Origin of the sequence: Phytobacter ursingii (assembly GCF_001022135.1) — a bacterium.
GTDB lineage: Bacteria > Pseudomonadota > Gammaproteobacteria > Enterobacterales > Enterobacteriaceae > Phytobacter > Phytobacter ursingii.
Genome location: NZ_CP011602.1, coordinates 1,723,300 through 1,739,891, shown reverse-complemented (window position 1 = coordinate 1,739,891; position 16,592 = coordinate 1,723,300). Strand labels below are relative to the sequence as shown.

The following is a 16,592-nucleotide window of genomic DNA, read 5'->3' as shown; positions in this document are numbered from 1 at the left end:
ATATTCCCGACACCAGACCCAGAAAACCCTTAGCATCATCCTGGAATTCGTCCGGAATGTAGGTTTAGTACACAGACCCGGTTACTCTGCATACAACATTTTTGAGACGGTAGCGGATTTGAAAATCCACTGGCTGGCTTTGCCGAAGGATCGGAATCAAACATCAGGGAGGATAATGATGGCAATAGGATATTTTTTAGTCAGAGGCGACAAAACTACCTGTGGCGGCGTCATTATTGAGGGGGCAGATGATCATACCATCATGGGGATACCGCAGGCACGAGAGTTCGATAGCGTTACCTGCGGCAGATATTCTGGCGTTTATAAAATAACAGGAGGTGTCCCCGAGACATTTCTTCATAACAAAATGATGGCTGGGACGCTGCACAGCATGAGTAGTTGCCCATGCCGTTCCCGGTTTATCGCATCTCAGCTCAACGATACATATGAAACAGGCGGAGGCGATAGTGAGCCAACGCAGCACGCGCAATCTGCCCACAAGACAAATCTGACTGCACCTGCGCCTGAACAGGAAAAACAGAAAGAAAAGCGCGAAGTGACGCTGACGATTGGCATTTTCTTTGACGGCACAGGCAATAACGCCATCAATGCCGCAAATACGATGAAAGCTTGTACGGCCGAACACTACCACATTTCGGGCAGAGACGCCGAAATGCTTCTGGGTAAATGTGCGCGAGATAAATTCGGTGTTTCAGGTATCGGCGCGACCAGTTATTTGGGGTATTACACCAACGTGCACTGGTTGGCGACGTTGTATAAAACAATGGGATCTGTCAATGATACTAACTTTCAAAAAGAACTATATATCGACGGTATTGGAACCAAAGCCGGAGAAGCAGATAGTATGCTTGCGCAAGCACTGGGCTGTTCTGATACTGGCGTTTTAGCTAAAGCAGAAAACGCTATTAGTAAGATCAGCGGATTACTTGCGGAAATCATTGAGGAAATTGTCAGTAAACTACCAAACCAAAAACTCATCATCCAGTCTCTCCAGTTCGATATCTTTGGTTTCAGTCGTGGCGCCGCGGCAGCCAGACATTTTGCCAACCGGGTATATGCACAAGACCCGGCTATCATCAGCGCTATCCAGGATGGCATACGAGGTATCTCCTTTGCAGGGATGCCCGCCGGAAAAACCCGTTTTATTGGCATTTTTGACACTGTGGCTGCAATTGGCACTCCGACGAATGGGTTCAATCCACATAATGCCGACACGGGAGCGGTCAATATTTCGCTTCGTCCCGGTGTGGCAGAGAAAGTCTTTCACATCACGGCGGCACATGAATGCCGGTTCAATTTTGCGCTAAATAGCGTAAAACCCGCATGGCCGGAACTGGCATTGCCAGGCGTACACTCGGACATTGGCGGAGGGTACCTGCCATTGCTTGAGGAAAATCTTTTTTTGACGCGCCCGCAAACGGATACCGTACCGCTCCGTCAACCCGGAGAAGAGACACGGGGTTACCATCAAACCCTAAAACAAATGGCAATCCTCGATAATTACCCTTGCATCGCCCCGATCATGCATACCAGCGAGATTTCTGCAGAGACCTGGTTTGACGACCGCATGCCATCCGATCGCTACGGAGAGCCACAAAAGCGCAGCTATGCTGCATTAACGTTGCGACACCGAAATGTCAAAAACGACTGGTCGAAAGTAGTGCTACGAGTGATGCTCGATGCAGCGCAGGACGCGGGGGTGTTATTTGAGGATATTCAAGAAAACGATAATTTGAATCTTCCTCCTGAGCTGATTCCGCTTTGTAAAAAAGCGATTTCAATGGGAAAAGCCGTGCGCTCCGGCCAGCAGCCGGAAAAATTTAGCGAGACAGAATTGAATTTAATCGCCACAAACTATATTCACTGCTCGGCACACTGGAATGCCATTCTCACTGATTCGAGCGGCGTTATTCGTGGCGGCGTATCCCCTGCAGAGCTGATTGGTTTTGTTAACCGACCTGATGAAAATTGGACTCGAACGATTTATAACATGGATGGGAAACACGCATGATGCCAAAAACCCCCGCCGCCCTGATACTGCTGGTGGCCTTAAGCGGCTGTCAGGCCCGTGCGCCGCAGCCCCAGGAAGAAACCGGCGAAATGCCATACGGTAAGTGGCAATTCGCCTTTTTTACTCCTCACGCTTTACCCGCTGATGTCACGCGTGCGTTGATTATTGACAGCGAAGATATCGTTTATTCATTTAGCACACTGGACAGCCAGCCCGGGGATCCTGACACTATAGGAACCTGGAATAACCGGGTCCGGATGCATGCACATTTCAACAAAGCGCGCCATCCGCCGGCCATGATGTTGTTCTGCTGGGACTCGGTTATCGACAAAAAAACGTACGAGACGCGGATTGTGTTTGATAAATCCATTTACGACACCATGATGACGCCAACCGGGAAAGATCGCTTAGGCAACACGGCGTGGTACAAAACCCTGCTGATTGGTCTGGCACCGGAAGGGAAAGTCCGTATATGGCTGCAGAACAGCGCAGCAGGCGATAACCTTCCCGTACAGCCGCGAAGACTCACCACCCTGTCAGGGGATAAACTGGATGCCTGTAAAGGAATAACCAACCATTCTCAGGGTTATGGCTACACCAAAACGACCCGGGAGTTTATCAAGGATAAAACCTACCCCTACGGTCGCTGGTGATCCCGGCTGAAATAACTGACTGTTCCATGGATGGAGGAATACATGACACGCAAAACCCCCGCCGCCCTGATACTGCTGGTGGCCTTAAGCGGCTGTCAGGCCCGTGCGCCGCAGACCCCGGAAGAAACCGGCGAAATGCCTTATGGCAAATGGCAATTTGCCTTTTTTACCCCTCACGCTTTACCCGCCTTTGTCACGCGCGCGTTGATTATTGACAGCGAAGATATCGTTTATACATTTAACACGCTTGACAGAGCGCCCGGATATCCCGGGACCATAGGAACCTGGAATAACCGGGTCCGGATGCATGCACATTTCAACAAAGCGCGCCATCCACCGGCCATGATGTTGTTCTGCTGGGACTCGGTTATCGACAAAAAAACGTACGAGACGCGGATTGTGTTTGATAAATCCATTTACGACACCATGATGACGCCAACCGGGAAAGATCGTTTAGGCAACACGGCCTGGTACAAAACCCTGCTGATTGGTCTGGCTCCGGAAGGGAAAGTGCGGATATGGCTGCAGAACAGCGCAGCAGGCGATAACCTTCCCGTTCAGCAGCGAAGACTCACCACCCTGTCAGGAGAAGATCTTGATGCCTGTAAACAAGTGCCGACACTCATTGATTTTAATTACAGTATTCCTGACGGATATGACCAGTATGTAAAGGATTTCATTGAGGGAAAAACCTACCCCTACGGTCGCTGGTGATCCCGGCTTAAATAACTGACTGTTCCATGGATGGAGGAATACATGACACGCAAAACCCCCGCCGCCCTGATACTGCTGGTGGCCTTAAGCGGCTGTCAGGCCCGTGCGCCGCAGACCCCGGAAGACACCGGCGAAATGCCATACGGTAAGTGGCAATTCGACTTTTTTACCCCTCATGCTTTACCCGCCTTTGTCACACGCGCGTTGATTATTGACAGCGAAGATGTTGTCTATACATTTAACACGCTCGACAGAGCTGAGGCTGACCCGGACGTTGTCGGCACCTGGAATAACCGAACAAGCAGCAGGAGTCTTCGTTTCAACAAAGCGCGCCATCCACCGGCCATGATGTTGTTCTGCTGGGACTCGGTTATCGACAAAAAATCGTACGAGACGCGGATTGTGTTTGATAAATCCATTTACGACACCATGATGACGCCAACCGGGAAAGATCGTTTAGGCAACACGGCCTGGTACAAAACCCTGCTGATTGGTCTGGCACCGGAAGGAAAAGTGCGGATATGGCTGCGCAATAGCGCGGCAGGCGATAACCTTCCCGTTCAGCCGCGAAGACTCACCACCCTGTCAGGGGATAAACTGGATGCCTGCAAAGGAATAACTACCCATTCTCAAGGTTATGGCTATACCAAAACGACCCGGGAGTTTATCAAGGATAAAACCTACCCCTACGGTCGCTGGTAATCCCGGCTTAAATAACTGACTGTTCCATGGATGGAGGAATACATGACGCGCCCCCCCCCCGCCGCCCTGATACTGCTTATGGCCTTAAGCGGCTGTCAGGCCCGTGCGCCGCAGCCCCCTGAAGACACCGGCGAAATGCCTTATGGCAAATGGCAGTTCGCCTTTTTTACCCCTCACGTCTTACCCGCCTTTGTCACGCGCGCGTTGATTATTGACAGCGAAGATATCGTTTATACATTTAACACGCTTGACAGAGCGCCCGGATATCCCGGGACCATAGGAACCTGGAATAACCGGGTCCGGATGCATGCACATTTCAACAAAGCGCGCCATCCACCGGCCATGATGTTGTTCTGCTGGGACTCGGTTATCGACAAAAAAACGTACGAGACGCGGATTGTGTTTGATAAATCCATTTACGACACCATGATGACGCCAACCGGGAAAGATCGCTTAGGCAACACGGCGTGGTACAAAACCCTGCTGATTGGTCTGGCTCCGGAAGGGAAAGTGCGTATATGGCTGCAGAACAGCGCAGCAGGCGATAACCTTCCCGTTCAGCCGCGAAGACTCACCACCCTGTCAGGAGAAGATCTTGATGCCTGTAAACAAGTGCCGACACTCATTGATTTTAATTACAGTATTCCTGACGGATATGACCAGTATGTAAAGGATTTCATTAAGGGAAAAACCTACCCCTACGGTCGCTGGTAATCCCGGCTAAAAGGATCTCTGGCAGATCCTTTTCGTTTTCCGGTTATAAACAGGTCTTCGTTAGCTAATCAACGCCTTCGGCTCCATAAACGCTGCAATTCCCCAGCGCCCCATTTCGCGGCCGATCCCCGAGTGTTTAAAACCGCCAAACGGAGCCCCCGCTTCATGTGCCAGAGTGTTGATTTGCACGCGGCCAGAGGCAATTCGCTCACCGATTCGCTGTGCGCGTCGGGCATCGGTACCCAGAACCAGCGCACTGAGCCCATAATCCGTGTCGTTAGCGATCGCCACGGCATCATCATCGTCGCGATAGGAAATGATCGACAGTACCGGGCCAAAAATCTCTTCACGGGCGATGCGCATATTGTTATCCACATCGGTAAACAGTGTCGGCTTCACAAACCACCCCTGTCCGCTGTTTTCCGGCCGTCCTTCACCGCCTGCGAGCAGACGCGCGCCCTCCTCCAGCCCCAGACGAATATATTTCTGGACCCGCTGCCACTGTTTCTCACTGACCATCGGGCCAATTTCCGTCTGCGGGTCGAGTGGGTCGCCGGATTTGACCGCCGCAACTGCCCGGCGAAGCGCCTCTTCGCACTCCGCTTTTCGGGAGAGCGGAACCAGAATCCGGGTACCAGCAATACAGGCCTGGCCGCTGTTCATAAACCCGGCCTGGATGGCCAGCGGTACTGCCGTCGTCAGGTCAGCATCATCCAGAATAATCGTTGGCGATTTACCGCCAAGTTCCAGCGTGACGCGCTTAAAGCTGTCGGCGGCATTTCGTAATATTGCTTTTCCGGTCTGTGTCGAGCCAGTAAAGGAAATTTTGGCGACATCCGGATGACGGCTGATAACCTCGCCTACCTCGGCTCCGTAGCCGGTAATGATGTTACACACACCCGGCGGCAACGCTGCAGCGTGCAACGCTTTCATTACTACGTGAGTTTGTAGCCCGCTCATCTCACTCGGTTTGATCACCGCCGTGCATCCGGCGGCCAGCGCGGCGGCCAGCTTGCCGCAGATAAAACCGGCATTGCTGTTCCACGGGGTGATAAGCCCGGCAACCCCCAGCGGCGTCATTTTCACCTGGGCTTTGCCAACGGTGGTGAAAAATGCAAACTCTCGCAGGTCTTGCATGACCTGGTCAATCACCGCCACCGGATAGCTTGCCATCCAGGCAGAGCGTGATGCCGGCGCGCCGTATTCCTGAATAATCGCCCGTAACAGTTCATCCTGGCAGGCGGCCATGGCATCCCGCATTCTTTGCAAAACAGCCAGACGTTCATCGACGCGGGTTTGCGACCAGTGGACAAACGCCGCTTTAGCGGCGGCAATGGCGCGCAGCGCATCCTCGGTATTCGCCAGGCGAATCCGTCCTGTCACTTCGGCGCAAGACGGGTTGTACAAATCAAAATACGTCTCCCCTTGAGCAAGGGTAAATTCACCGTTAATCCAGACATGTTCAAGCTGTTGCATAGTGATCTCCTCGATTGATGGGACCAGTGTGGCACAGCTTTATCGCGCCGATAATCCGCGCTATCCTGCAAGGGTTGTTTCGATTATCAGGATAATCTATGCATCGTTCAGGTTTGATTGAGCTGGAAGTGGTGATGGCGGTTGTTCGCCGTGGGAGTTTTCGGGCTGCGGCGCAGGAACTGGACATGTCGGCAACGGCAGTCAGCAATGCCATCGCCGGGCTGGAAACGCGTCTTGACGCCAGACTCTTTAACCGCACGACCCGCAGCGTCGCGCTCACCGAAGCAGGACAGCGCTTTGTTGCTCGTATTGGCCCGGCATTGCAAGAGATCCAACAAGCCGCCGCGAAATTCACAGCCAGCCTGATGAACCATCCGGCACACTGCGCATCAATGTACCGCAGGCTATCGGGCAGCTTTTTCTCGATGAAATGGTGATTGCCTTTCTGGCTCGCTATCCACAAATGCGCATGGAAACCGCCAGCGATGCCCGGATGATCGATATTATCGCCGAGGGATACGATGCTGGCGTTCGCCTGGCGGAATCTGTTCCACAGGATATGATTGCGGTGCCGCTGACGCCGGATATTCACATGCGGGTGGTCGCCACGCCACAGTGGTTTGCTGAGCATGGCACTCCTGTGACTCCCGAAGCCCTTACCCGACAGCAAGGCATCTGCATGCGGATGTCGCACGGCGGTATATATCGCTGGGAGTTTATGCGTCATGGCGAACAGTTTGCCATTGCCGTGCCGCCGAGGCTTGCCACCACCGATCTGTTTACGTCAGTTGCCGCGGTACGCGCCGGGCTTGGCATCGGTTTTTTGCCGGAATTGTATATTGCAGACGATTTACGTTCAGGCCGACTGGTCAGCGTGCTAAATGAATGGACACAGCCCTTTAAAGGACTGTGTTTATATTACCCCGGTCATCGCCATATCCCGGTAGGGTTACAGGCGTTTATTACATTTATCCGTGAGTACAGGCAGCACTCACTGTAACCCGGCGCGGTCCAGACCGTAGGCTGCGTCCTGTGAACCCGGCGTCATTTGCGCCAGAATTTGCAGCCGGTTCCAGGCGTTAATGGTGGCAATAGCAAACGTCAGTTCGGAAATCTCTACCTCGCTAAAATGTTCCCGCACGTGGCGATAAACCTCATCCGTCACACCTTCCGGTCCGATATGTGTTAAGGCTTCGGTTAAGGCCAGTGCCGCTTTTTCTTTGGCGCTAAACAACGGTGATTCCCGCCAGATAGCCACATGATAAAGACGCAGTTCACGCTCGCCGCGCAGTTTGCCTTGTTTCAAGTGCATATCCAGACAAAACGCGCAGCCATTAAGTTGAGAGGCGCGAATATCCACCAGGTTTTTGATTGCTCCCTCCAGTGAGCTTTTGTGCGATGCCTGGCTTGCTTCGACCAGTGTGTTGATAAGCACAGGTACGGTCTGGAAGTGGTTAGCGCGAGTGGTCATAGTCATTTTCCTCATGAATTGATTCGACAGGCGCTATATTAGAGATTTATGACGTAGTGAAAAGATACATAATCCGACATATGAGGTAGGACATGAAAACGGGCTACCGCGATATTTACGCGCGCTACCGGCACAACATTCTCAGCGGGGTGCTGAAACCCGGTGACAAAGTCCCTTCCGTGCGTGTGCTGGCCGACGAACTTGAGGTCGCGCGAAAAACAGTGGAAACCGCATATGCCATTCTGGTGGGCGAAGGTTTTCTGGTAAGCCAGGGCGCGAAAGGCACACGAGTAAACCCGGATCTCCGGATCTCTGAAAAGGCAGGGCCACCCGCTCAGGTATGGACGGCTGACACACAGCTCAAGTCAATGGTAGACGTTCGCGATCAGGAGGGATACCTACGTCTGGGCATCCCGGCGCTGGATGCTTTCCCTTACAAGAAATGGTTGCTCCTGTCCGGCAAAGCCGTGCGCGCCATGTCAGCCGCAGAGATGACCAATCCCCCACTGATGGGTTATCCGCCGCTGCGTGAGGCGATTGCCCGTTATCTGACCATTTCTCGCGGGCTCACCTGCACTGCGGAACAGATTTATATCACTGGAGGTTATCGTAATAACCTAACGCTAATCCTGAGCGCGCTGGCGGCGCGCGGCGATAAGGTCGTCACTGAAAACCCGGGTTATATCTTCGGCCAGCAATTACTGAAAAGGAGCGTGGAAAACCTGCATTACGCACCGGTAGACAAGCAAGGGCTCGACGTTGACTACTTGTTGAAAAACCATGCGGATGCCCGCTTTGTCTGCATCACTCCCTCACACCATAGCCCGCTGGCCGTCACTCTTTCCCTGCCGCGTAAACGTCAGTTACTGGAGTGGGCCGCAGCGAACAACGCATGGATAATAGAAGATGACTATGATGGCGAGTTTCATTATACCCGTAAGGTACTGCCTGCCCTCAAAAGCCTTGATATTGAGGATCGGGTCATATATATGGGCACATTCAGTAAAACGGTGATGCCTGCCCTGCGTATCAGCTATCTGGTTATGCCGCGCAGTACGCTTAACGCATTCCATGAGACCGGCGAAATTATCGAAAGCGCGCAGCCGGTTCTGACACAAAAAATCGTCGCAAGTTTTCTCAACGAAGGACACTTCTTTCGCCATTTAAAGAAGATGCGCACCCTTTATCAACAGCGCCGCCAGAGGGTGCTCAATGCGCTACACCAGGTTTTTCCGGATCTATTCGATGTTGAGGTCAATGATGGCGGCATGCATATTATCGCTTTTCTGCGCCACGGCACCGGTGATGTACACCTGGCGCAAATCTGGCAAAAAAAGCAGCTAAAGGTCAGTCCGCTTTCAGAGTGGTATAACAGCTCTGAAAAACGCTACGGGTTAATCATCGGATACACCAATATTCATAGCAGCGAAGAAGCGGTGGCATTATTACAGCGGGTTGCGAAAGAGACGCGGGAGTGGCTTAAAACCTGAAGGGGAACGAGTCCCCTTTCAGGTAACTACTCAGGGTAACGTACTGACGAATGAGATATCCCAGGCCGTGGCAAGAAGCGAAATACTGACGACCAGACCCATGACAACAGGCACCGCTCTTTCCAGCTTTTCCATTGCTTGTCCCTCTCTTTCGTTCTTGTTGCGCCGACTGCGGCAACAACGGATTTCCCTGGCCGAATGTATCGGCACTGGTGTGGCACAGTAAAGTATAGAAAAGATCTTCCAGCCTGACAGACCTTTTCGTTTTTTTCCGCCGATTCTGATGCGCTTGTTATTAGCACCGTAATAAGTATGTTGTAACTAAAGGCGTCAAAAAGAAAACCCGGCGTAAGCCGGGTTCGTAGCAGTCTAACCGAATGCTATCAGCACAACGGTTTTACAGCCTGACGCATGCCCTGCAGCAGGATAGCGTCGAGATCCAGAGAAACCTGTTCTACCAATCCACTAACCTGGGTCAGATCCTGCTCCCAGTGTTCGCTGACCGACAGTACCGCTTTCACAAGGTCGCTGGTGCTGATCTGATGGTCGCCGTGCTGGCCCCAGAGCTGCTGATAACGGGTGATCCAGTGTGCGTCGTCCTGTACCGGATAGGCTTCGCCATTACGGTCTGCGCGGTAAAAAGCAATCAGCGCGGCCAGCGCAAAGGTCAGACGCGCGGGCAGTTTACCGGTAGCTTTTTGCCCTGCCAGCAATTGCGGCAGAATACGGGTACGGAATTTGGTCATACCGTTCAGGGCGATAGAGAGCAACTGGTGTTTGATGTACGGGTTACGGAAACGCCCGGTCACCGCGCTGGCAAAGGATTCCAGCTCATCGCGCGGCAGGTCAAGAACCGGGATGATCTCCTCATAAATCGCTTTCTCAACAAAGGCACAAATTTCGCTGTCGTTCATGGCTTCGCCCACGGTATCGAGACCTGCCTGGAAAGCTACCGGCACCAGTGCGGTATGCGCGCCATTCAGAATAGCGACTTTGCGTTCTTTATACGGTTTGATGTCATCGACAATCAGCACGTTCAGCGGATATTTGTCCAGACGCAGCTCTGCAGCCAGTGACTGCGGCCCCTGGATCACAAACAGGTAGAAGTGTTCTGCGGTGTCGAGGAAGTTGTCGTGATAGCCCAGCTCCGCTTCAATTTTTGCCACTTCATCGCGCGGATAGCCCGTTACGATACGGTCAACCAGTGTGGAGCAAAACGTGTTCGCGGTGTTAAGCCATGCCACGAATGCGTCACCCAACGCCCAGTCCTGCGCATAACGCAGCACCAGTTCGCGAAGCGCATCACCGTTGTAGTCAATCAGTTCACACGGGATGATGACCCAACCTTTATCTGCCGCGCCGTTAAAATGACTGAAACGTTCAAATAACAGACGGGTCAGTTTAGCCGGGTAGCTAACCGCGGGCGCATCATCGAATTTATCGCCAGCATGGTAGCTAATACCGGCTTCGGTGGTGTTGGAGAAGACAAAACGCATCTGGGGATTATGCGCAAGTTTCAGGAACTCATCGTACTGCCTGTAAACACTGATTTCACGATTCACGGAACGGATCAGGCGGGAGTCGCTGACCGCTTCGCCCTGCTCGTTCAGGCCACGAATGATAGTGGTATACAGGCCGTCCTGGGTACTCAGAGACGGCGGGAAGTCGCTGTCGATTGGACGAACAATCACTACCCCGGCATCAAGGTCCGTGTGCTCATTCAATAAATCGATCTGCCAGTCGATGAAGGCACGCAGGAAGTTGCCTTCACCAAACTGAATCACACGCTCAGGGTAAGAAGCGCCGGGAAAATCGCGACGGTTAACTGTGTTCACAATGGGTTCCTTTTTTGATTAGTCATACAACCTAGGAAGATTGGTGTAATAACTTACCAAACTTTTCGACCATGAACCCCTGTTTTGATCAAAGCGAGACAACATTTCCGCTAGCAACCACAAAAATACAACATCCGTCACAAAAACTGCTAAAAAGGCCCGTCGCAACGCTCTGCACGCCGTCTTGCAGAACGTGACAGCGTTTTATTCATATAGATACGGATTTAACGGGTATACAGGAGGCGAACAGAAGAGAAAGTGGTCATTTTTTTCCTTAAAAGCAACCACGGTGAGATTCACATATTGTCAACACGACATTCCGTGTCAGCGTTTTTTGCCAGGGTATTAGCGTTCGCGATGGTTTTTGGTCTTCATGGCGTACATTTTGGCATCCGCATCTTCCAACCAGGCTTTTATATCGCCATTACCGTTATGATCGAACTCACTCACTCCCCATGAAAAAGCAAGCTTCCAGGGTTTACCGGAGGACAGGTTCCAGGCCTCGGTCTGCTCAACCAGGTACTCAACGGCAATCCACGCGCCTTGTTCATGCGTGTCGGAGAAAAGCACCGCGAATTCATCGCCACCATAACGCACCAACAGATCCGCTTCCCGAAAGCTTTCGCGCATCACTTTTGCCATTGAACGCAGGGCTTCATCGCCTTCGTTGTGGCCCCAGTTGTCGTTGATCTGCTTGAAACCATCAAGATCAAGCCACGCCAGCGCCAACGGTTCAGCGCGACGACGGGCACTGCTAATCGCAAATTTCACCAGGTTATCAAACGCACGGCGATTAAACAGCCCGGTGAGTTCATCGGTCGTGGCAGCGCTCATCACTGCGAACTCATTTTCCACGATCAGCGCAAAATCTTTCAGAATCTCCACCTCGGCCGATGAGAACGCGCGCGGGCTGCGATCGAGCAAACAAAAGGAACCGACAAGCGCGCCATCGGGCAGGCGCAGTGGATAGCCTGCATAAAAACGCAGATGGGATTCTCCGGTTACCAGCGGGTTATCACAAAAGCGCTCGTCGCTACCGGCATCGTTGACGATAAGCGGCGTTGTACTGAGGATGGTGTGTCCGCAAAAAGAGATATGGCGCGGCAGACTTTCGTGGGCGTGGCCATCACTGGTTTTAAAATGCAGGGTCTTTTCCCCCACCAGCGTTACCAGCGCGATAGGAACATTGAACAACCGCTTTGCCAGCCTTGTCAGGCGGTCGAAACGTTCATTAGTTCCTGAATCAAGCAACCCGGATTCGCGCAACGACGCCAGGCGTTTTTCCTCGTCAAAGGGAAGAGCAGGAGTTTTCATAAAGAGCCTATCTCGCTAGTCAGTATCGGCAGGTGTCCGCGTTTATAAGGCGTGATCGAGCGATCGATTCGCGGTGTACAGGATAAAGCTTAGCGTATTCAGCACGTTTGTCAGTGTGAGTAGATTTGATTTTTACCGCGACGTTTTGCTTTATAGAGGGCGTCATCCGCTGCTTTCAGCCAGTCGGTGACGTTTTGCATCCCCTGGGTTGCGCTGGCAATGCCAATGCTGAGGGTACAGTGAAAGGCGTATTCCTGGCTTACGCTCATCACGGCGGCGGAATCCATAATTCGCCCGGCAACGGCGAGCGCCTCTTCCGCTGTGGTATCCGGAAGTAAAATCACAAATTCATCTCCCCCCAGGCGGGCCGGCGTATCAGTCTTACGCGTTGCGGCATGTAAAATCTTCGACACTGTGACCAGTAGCGCGTCGCCCACTTTGTGGCCAAACCGATCGTTGACCTCTTTAAAGTTATCGATATCGATGAACATCAGCATTGAATTGCGCGGCAATTCACGCAGTTTATCGAGTTCATACTGGATACGTTTTTCCAGCAGGCGGCGATTAGCAATATCCAGCAGAGGATCCATCATCGCAATGCGTTCCAGCTCGCGGCTTTTATTTCGCAGCTTAACGGCAATATTATGGGTCAGTACGCTGAGCGCCAGCATATAAATGGCAATTAACGGCAGCGTAGCGAACATGGTGCGCTGAGACACTTGCACATCAACATGCATCCCCTGCGCAACCCAGGCTGCTGCAAATGCCGCCAGCATTAACAGACCGGCTTTACGCATCAGGTCAATACCGCCCGCCGAGAGGCGATCGGACAACAGGATTGTGGCGATGACCACTGAGGGGAGTGGGTTAACCGACATCATCGCTATCCAGAATCCCCCGGCAGCGGCGTCTAAAATCAGGTTTTGATGTTCCAGGGTCAGGGGAGTATCGGAGAAACGGACTCGCAAAAAAGCCAACGTCGGCCAGATAAAGGCATTAGCGCCCAGCAAAAGTATCAGCCAGAGGGGACGATGTAACTCAAGCAATACCGAAAGAATGGGGAAAAAACAGAGAAATGTCCCAAGAATACGCATCAGGTACATGCGTCTGACAAACCTGCCGCCAGAGATCCGCTCGCTGTTCTTCAAATTGTCAGATCCATTCATGGCGCAAATTATTTCCGGTACATATACTCGGTTATAGTATTGACGATGAAAATTTGTAGCAAGCAATTTAATAACTTATCTCTATCGTTTTGCCTTATAACAAGGCAAACTTGGCCTGTCGAATCAGGCCATTCAGCAAGCTGACCTTAGAAACCGACCGAAGATTTTAAGGCTTCTTCCATTGGCGACTGACGCATGCTGGAGCAATTTCGCCCCGCTTTTTTGGAACGATAGAGATACTCATCCGCCTCAGCGAGTAATTTATTAAAGACCTCCGTCAACGAACCGGAAAGCACCTGCCCGTTACTCACGCCAATACTAACCGTCAGGCGCAGTGTTCGGGCATGCCAGTGAAAAAGATGTTCCTCAACCGACTTGCGCAGTCGTTCAGCCAGTAATAAACCGGCTTGCGGACCGGATGTGACGGCCACCACCGCGAACTCTTCCCCCCCCATTCTGGCAATAACCCCCTTCCCCCCCAACTCCTGACGTACCTTCTGCGCAAACGAGGCGAGCACCTGGTCGCCACACTCGTGCCCGTAGTTATCGTTGACGCTTTTGAAGTAATCGATATCCAGCAGCATTACCGTCAGATGTTTGTCAGCAAAGCCATTGCTGTCGCGGTTGAGTGCTTCATACAGGCCAGAGCGGGAGTAAACACGGGTCAGAAAATCGTAGTCCGCGCGCAAGGAAACATGACGCATCAGACGGTTGATGGTCTCCATGCTGACAGAGACAATGACCGGGCAGATTGCCATAGTGGCTATTCCCAGTCGTGCAGAAAACATGCGCGACATCTGCAACGGCGAGGCGACAAAAATATCGATCATGCCTTTGGCTATCAAAATGATCTCCAGCCCACCGGTTATTAATGTCAGCAGACAGGTCACCGGCAAGGAGAAAGTGAGGGCGCACCAGATAAGCGCAGGCAGGGGAAATGCCAGGCTGCCCGCGCCACCGATCCACACCGATCCCAGTACGGAGGCAATCAACACCAGTATCGGCAGCAGCGTTTTACTGTTAAAAGCAGGCTCCTTTGTTGGCCAGACGGCAGTCAGAATGCAAGGCAGGATCAGTACCCCTGTCGAGAACTGCTCGCTGAACCAGTCGCCAAACAGCATCAGGAAATCCTGGTTGATGACCACCCCCATCGAGCCAAAAGCGCCGAAAAGCGCGCAGAGCATTGCCGATACCAGGCAGTAACCAAAAAGGTTAAGGGCGTTGATCGGTTGTGGCGCGTGACGCATAAGCCGCTGTTCGCGCTGCACCAGCTGCGCTATGGTCACGATAAAAATCATGTTGGAAAGGTTAATCACCACCGATGACCAGCCCCACGAAGTGGTGACGCCATCGTAGATGAGCATTGCCAGATAACTCATCAAATAGTAAGGCCAGCGCTGTAAAAAAGCGTAACGGGCAAAGATCCCTGCCATCACTGCGTTTAGCGGCCAGAAAAGCGAAAGTGCCTCGACCAGACGCAGCATCGCCCCGACAAAATAAAAAAGCGTGGTGATCAGAAAAATCACCGTCGCATTGATGAACGGCTGATCATTTCGCAACAGGCGAAATGTAGGCGAAAAAAGAGCGCGCATTACATATCAATCCCAGATAAGGATGTAGCAAGTCATTTCGACGTGGCAAAAATAGCGTATAGCTTAATGTAATGCATTTACAACAGCCTGGTAACATGCCTTTACCGCTTAATTCATTAATTTTATGAATTCATTTGCAGTACCAGCCAGTGGTAAATAACGCCGACGATATAGCGCTGCTGCACCTCAGTAAGCTCAGCGCCGGCTGGAATAGCGTGCCATTTTGCCAGACACCCCCGACAGCAGGTAGCCGTGGCATGCTGGGCAATAAAGACCGGATGACCGCGCATTGGCGTCTGTTTGCCGTCATTATGCGGTAACGCCGGGGCCAGACGCCGGGCTACAAAGTCAGCCGCGTGTGTCGCGATCGCTTCGGCCCCTTTTTCCATGCAGTACTGGCGCTCTTTCGCCCCCAGCCGAAAGCGGGAACGAAAAGGGGAGCGGGCAAGCCGCGCAAATAATGCGTCGTATTCAGACATCAGTACACTGAACGCCCCAGTTGCCGGGTGAGCGCCTCCAGTAAGGCAATCCCCGCCAGTGAATTTCCGGCCTCATCCAGTTCCGGGCTCCAGACCGCAATGGCCATCTCTTGCGGTACAATCGCCACAATTCCACCGCCCACGCCCGATTTTGCCGGTAAGCCTACACGCCAGGCGAACTCGCCGGCATTTTGATACATCCCGCTGGTTGCCATCAGCGCGTTGACCTGCCGGGTTTGTTGCGGCGTTAACACTGGTTGCGCAAGATGCGGCGCCGTACCTTTATCGGCCAAAAAGAGAAAGGTACGCGCCAGCTCGACACAGCTCATTTTCAGCGCACAGTAATGAAAGTAGTTTTGCAGTACCGTGGCAACATCATTATTGAAGTTACCAAAGGACTTCATCAGCCAGGCTATCGCCGCGTTGCGTGCGGAATGTTCGAACTCTGAACGGGCCACCACGCTGTCAAACGCAATATCCGGCGTAGCGGAAAGTTTGCGCACGATTTCCAGCATCCGCTGGCGCGGGGCGCTAAGGCGGCTTTGCAACATATCGCAGACCACCAGCGCACCGGCATTGATAAACGGATTACGCGGTTTTCCCTGTTCGATCTCCAGTTGCAAAAGGGAATTAAACGGCTGGCCGGAAGGATCTTTGCCAACTCGCGTCCAGATTTCATCTTCCTCGTAATGGTTCATCGCCACCACAAGGCTGAGTACTTTTGAAAGGGACTGAATAGAAAAACGTTCATTGGCGTCACCGGCCTGGAACTGTTCCCCGTCGACGGTACAAATGGCGATACCCAACTTGTCCCCGCTGACGGTTGCCAGCGCGGGAATATAGTCTGCCACTTTCCCCTGACCTTTCAACGGACGTACCTGCTCAAGCAATGCCTCAAGTACGCCATTATCTATGACTGTCGCCACACCCGATCCTTACTCACAGCCGTAAATG

General features: G+C 52.5%; 14 protein-coding genes and 1 pseudogene. 7 read left to right on the top strand and 8 right to left on the bottom strand.

Features of this window, described 5'->3' with window-relative positions; genetic code table 11:
• Positions 1–178 precede the first annotated feature (178 nt).
• From AB182_RS11785 to AB182_RS11765, 5 genes are read left to right on the top strand one after another with little or no spacing between them, the layout of a single operon-like run.
• Positions 179–2,032 carry a phospholipase effector Tle1 domain-containing protein gene (locus tag AB182_RS11785; RefSeq protein WP_047373269.1) on the top strand — a complete coding sequence of 618 codons (1,854 nt, stop codon included), beginning with the start codon at positions 179–181 and terminating at the stop codon, positions 2,030–2,032.
• A complete protein-coding gene (locus tag AB182_RS11780) occupies positions 2,029–2,685 on the top strand; it encodes a DUF2931 family protein (protein WP_047370254.1) in 657 nt (218 codons plus the stop codon). Before AB182_RS11785 ends, AB182_RS11780 begins: the two co-directional genes overlap by 4 nt.
• Positions 2,686–2,727: 42 nt before the next feature.
• On the top strand, positions 2,728–3,399 hold the full coding sequence (locus AB182_RS11775) for a DUF2931 family protein (RefSeq protein WP_047370253.1): 672 nt from the start codon (positions 2,728–2,730) through the stop codon (positions 3,397–3,399).
• 42 nt (positions 3,400–3,441) lie between these two features.
• Complete coding sequence (locus tag AB182_RS11770; protein WP_047370252.1) at positions 3,442–4,101, top strand: DUF2931 family protein; 660 nt, start codon at positions 3,442–3,444, stop codon at positions 4,099–4,101.
• A gap of 42 nt (positions 4,102–4,143) precedes the next feature.
• Complete coding sequence (locus AB182_RS11765) at positions 4,144–4,815, top strand: DUF2931 family protein (protein ID WP_047370251.1); 672 nt, start codon at positions 4,144–4,146, stop codon at positions 4,813–4,815.
• A gap of 60 nt (positions 4,816–4,875) precedes the next feature.
• On the opposite strand, the gene AB182_RS11760 is transcribed toward AB182_RS11765, so the two are convergent.
• A complete protein-coding gene (locus tag AB182_RS11760) occupies positions 4,876–6,291 on the bottom strand; it encodes an aldehyde dehydrogenase family protein (protein ID WP_047370250.1) in 1,416 nt (471 codons plus the stop codon).
• A 98-nt stretch (positions 6,292–6,389) separates the two neighbouring features.
• On the opposite strand from AB182_RS11760, the pseudogene AB182_RS11755 reads away from it, so the two are divergent.
• Positions 6,390–7,291: pseudogene (locus AB182_RS11755) on the top strand (LysR family transcriptional regulator).
• Here AB182_RS11755 and AB182_RS11750 read toward each other — a convergent pair.
• Complete coding sequence (locus AB182_RS11750) at positions 7,283–7,762, bottom strand: carboxymuconolactone decarboxylase family protein (protein ID WP_047370249.1); 480 nt, start codon at positions 7,760–7,762, stop codon at positions 7,283–7,285. The pseudogene AB182_RS11755 and the gene AB182_RS11750 overlap by 9 nt on opposite strands.
• A 92-nt stretch (positions 7,763–7,854) precedes the next feature.
• Between AB182_RS11750 and pdxR the strand changes: the two genes are divergently transcribed.
• Positions 7,855–9,252, top strand: a complete 1,398-nt coding sequence (pdxR, locus tag AB182_RS11745; protein ID WP_047370248.1) for a MocR-like pyridoxine biosynthesis transcription factor PdxR — start codon at positions 7,855–7,857, stop codon at positions 9,250–9,252.
• Between the two features lie 383 nt (positions 9,253–9,635).
• Here the strand turns inward: pdxR and AB182_RS11740 are convergent, their stop codons facing one another.
• From AB182_RS11740 to glsB, 6 genes are all read right to left on the bottom strand, one after another.
• Positions 9,636–11,087, bottom strand: coding sequence for a tagaturonate reductase (locus tag AB182_RS11740; protein WP_047370247.1), 1,452 nt, complete (start codon positions 11,085–11,087; stop codon positions 9,636–9,638).
• 345 nt (positions 11,088–11,432) lie between these two features.
• Positions 11,433–12,401, bottom strand: a complete 969-nt coding sequence (locus AB182_RS11735) for a sensor domain-containing diguanylate cyclase (RefSeq protein ID WP_047370246.1) — start codon at positions 12,399–12,401, stop codon at positions 11,433–11,435.
• A gap of 110 nt (positions 12,402–12,511) precedes the next feature.
• Positions 12,512–13,504: a sensor domain-containing diguanylate cyclase gene (locus AB182_RS11730; RefSeq protein WP_047370245.1), complete on the bottom strand. Its 993-nt coding sequence runs from the start codon at positions 13,502–13,504 to the stop codon at positions 12,512–12,514.
• A 209-nt stretch (positions 13,505–13,713) separates the two neighbouring features.
• Entirely contained in the window at positions 13,714–15,159 is a 1,446-nt protein-coding gene (locus AB182_RS11725) for a GGDEF domain-containing protein (RefSeq protein ID WP_047370244.1), read from the bottom strand.
• 122 nt (positions 15,160–15,281) lie between these two features.
• Positions 15,282–15,638 carry a DUF4186 domain-containing protein gene (locus tag AB182_RS11720; RefSeq protein WP_047370243.1) on the bottom strand — a complete coding sequence of 119 codons (357 nt, stop codon included), beginning with the start codon at positions 15,636–15,638 and terminating at the stop codon, positions 15,282–15,284.
• Complete coding sequence (gene glsB / locus AB182_RS11715) at positions 15,638–16,564, bottom strand: glutaminase B (protein ID WP_047370242.1); 927 nt, start codon at positions 16,562–16,564, stop codon at positions 15,638–15,640. The genes AB182_RS11720 and glsB overlap by 1 nt, the downstream gene beginning before the upstream one ends.
• Positions 16,565–16,592 lie beyond the last annotated feature (28 nt).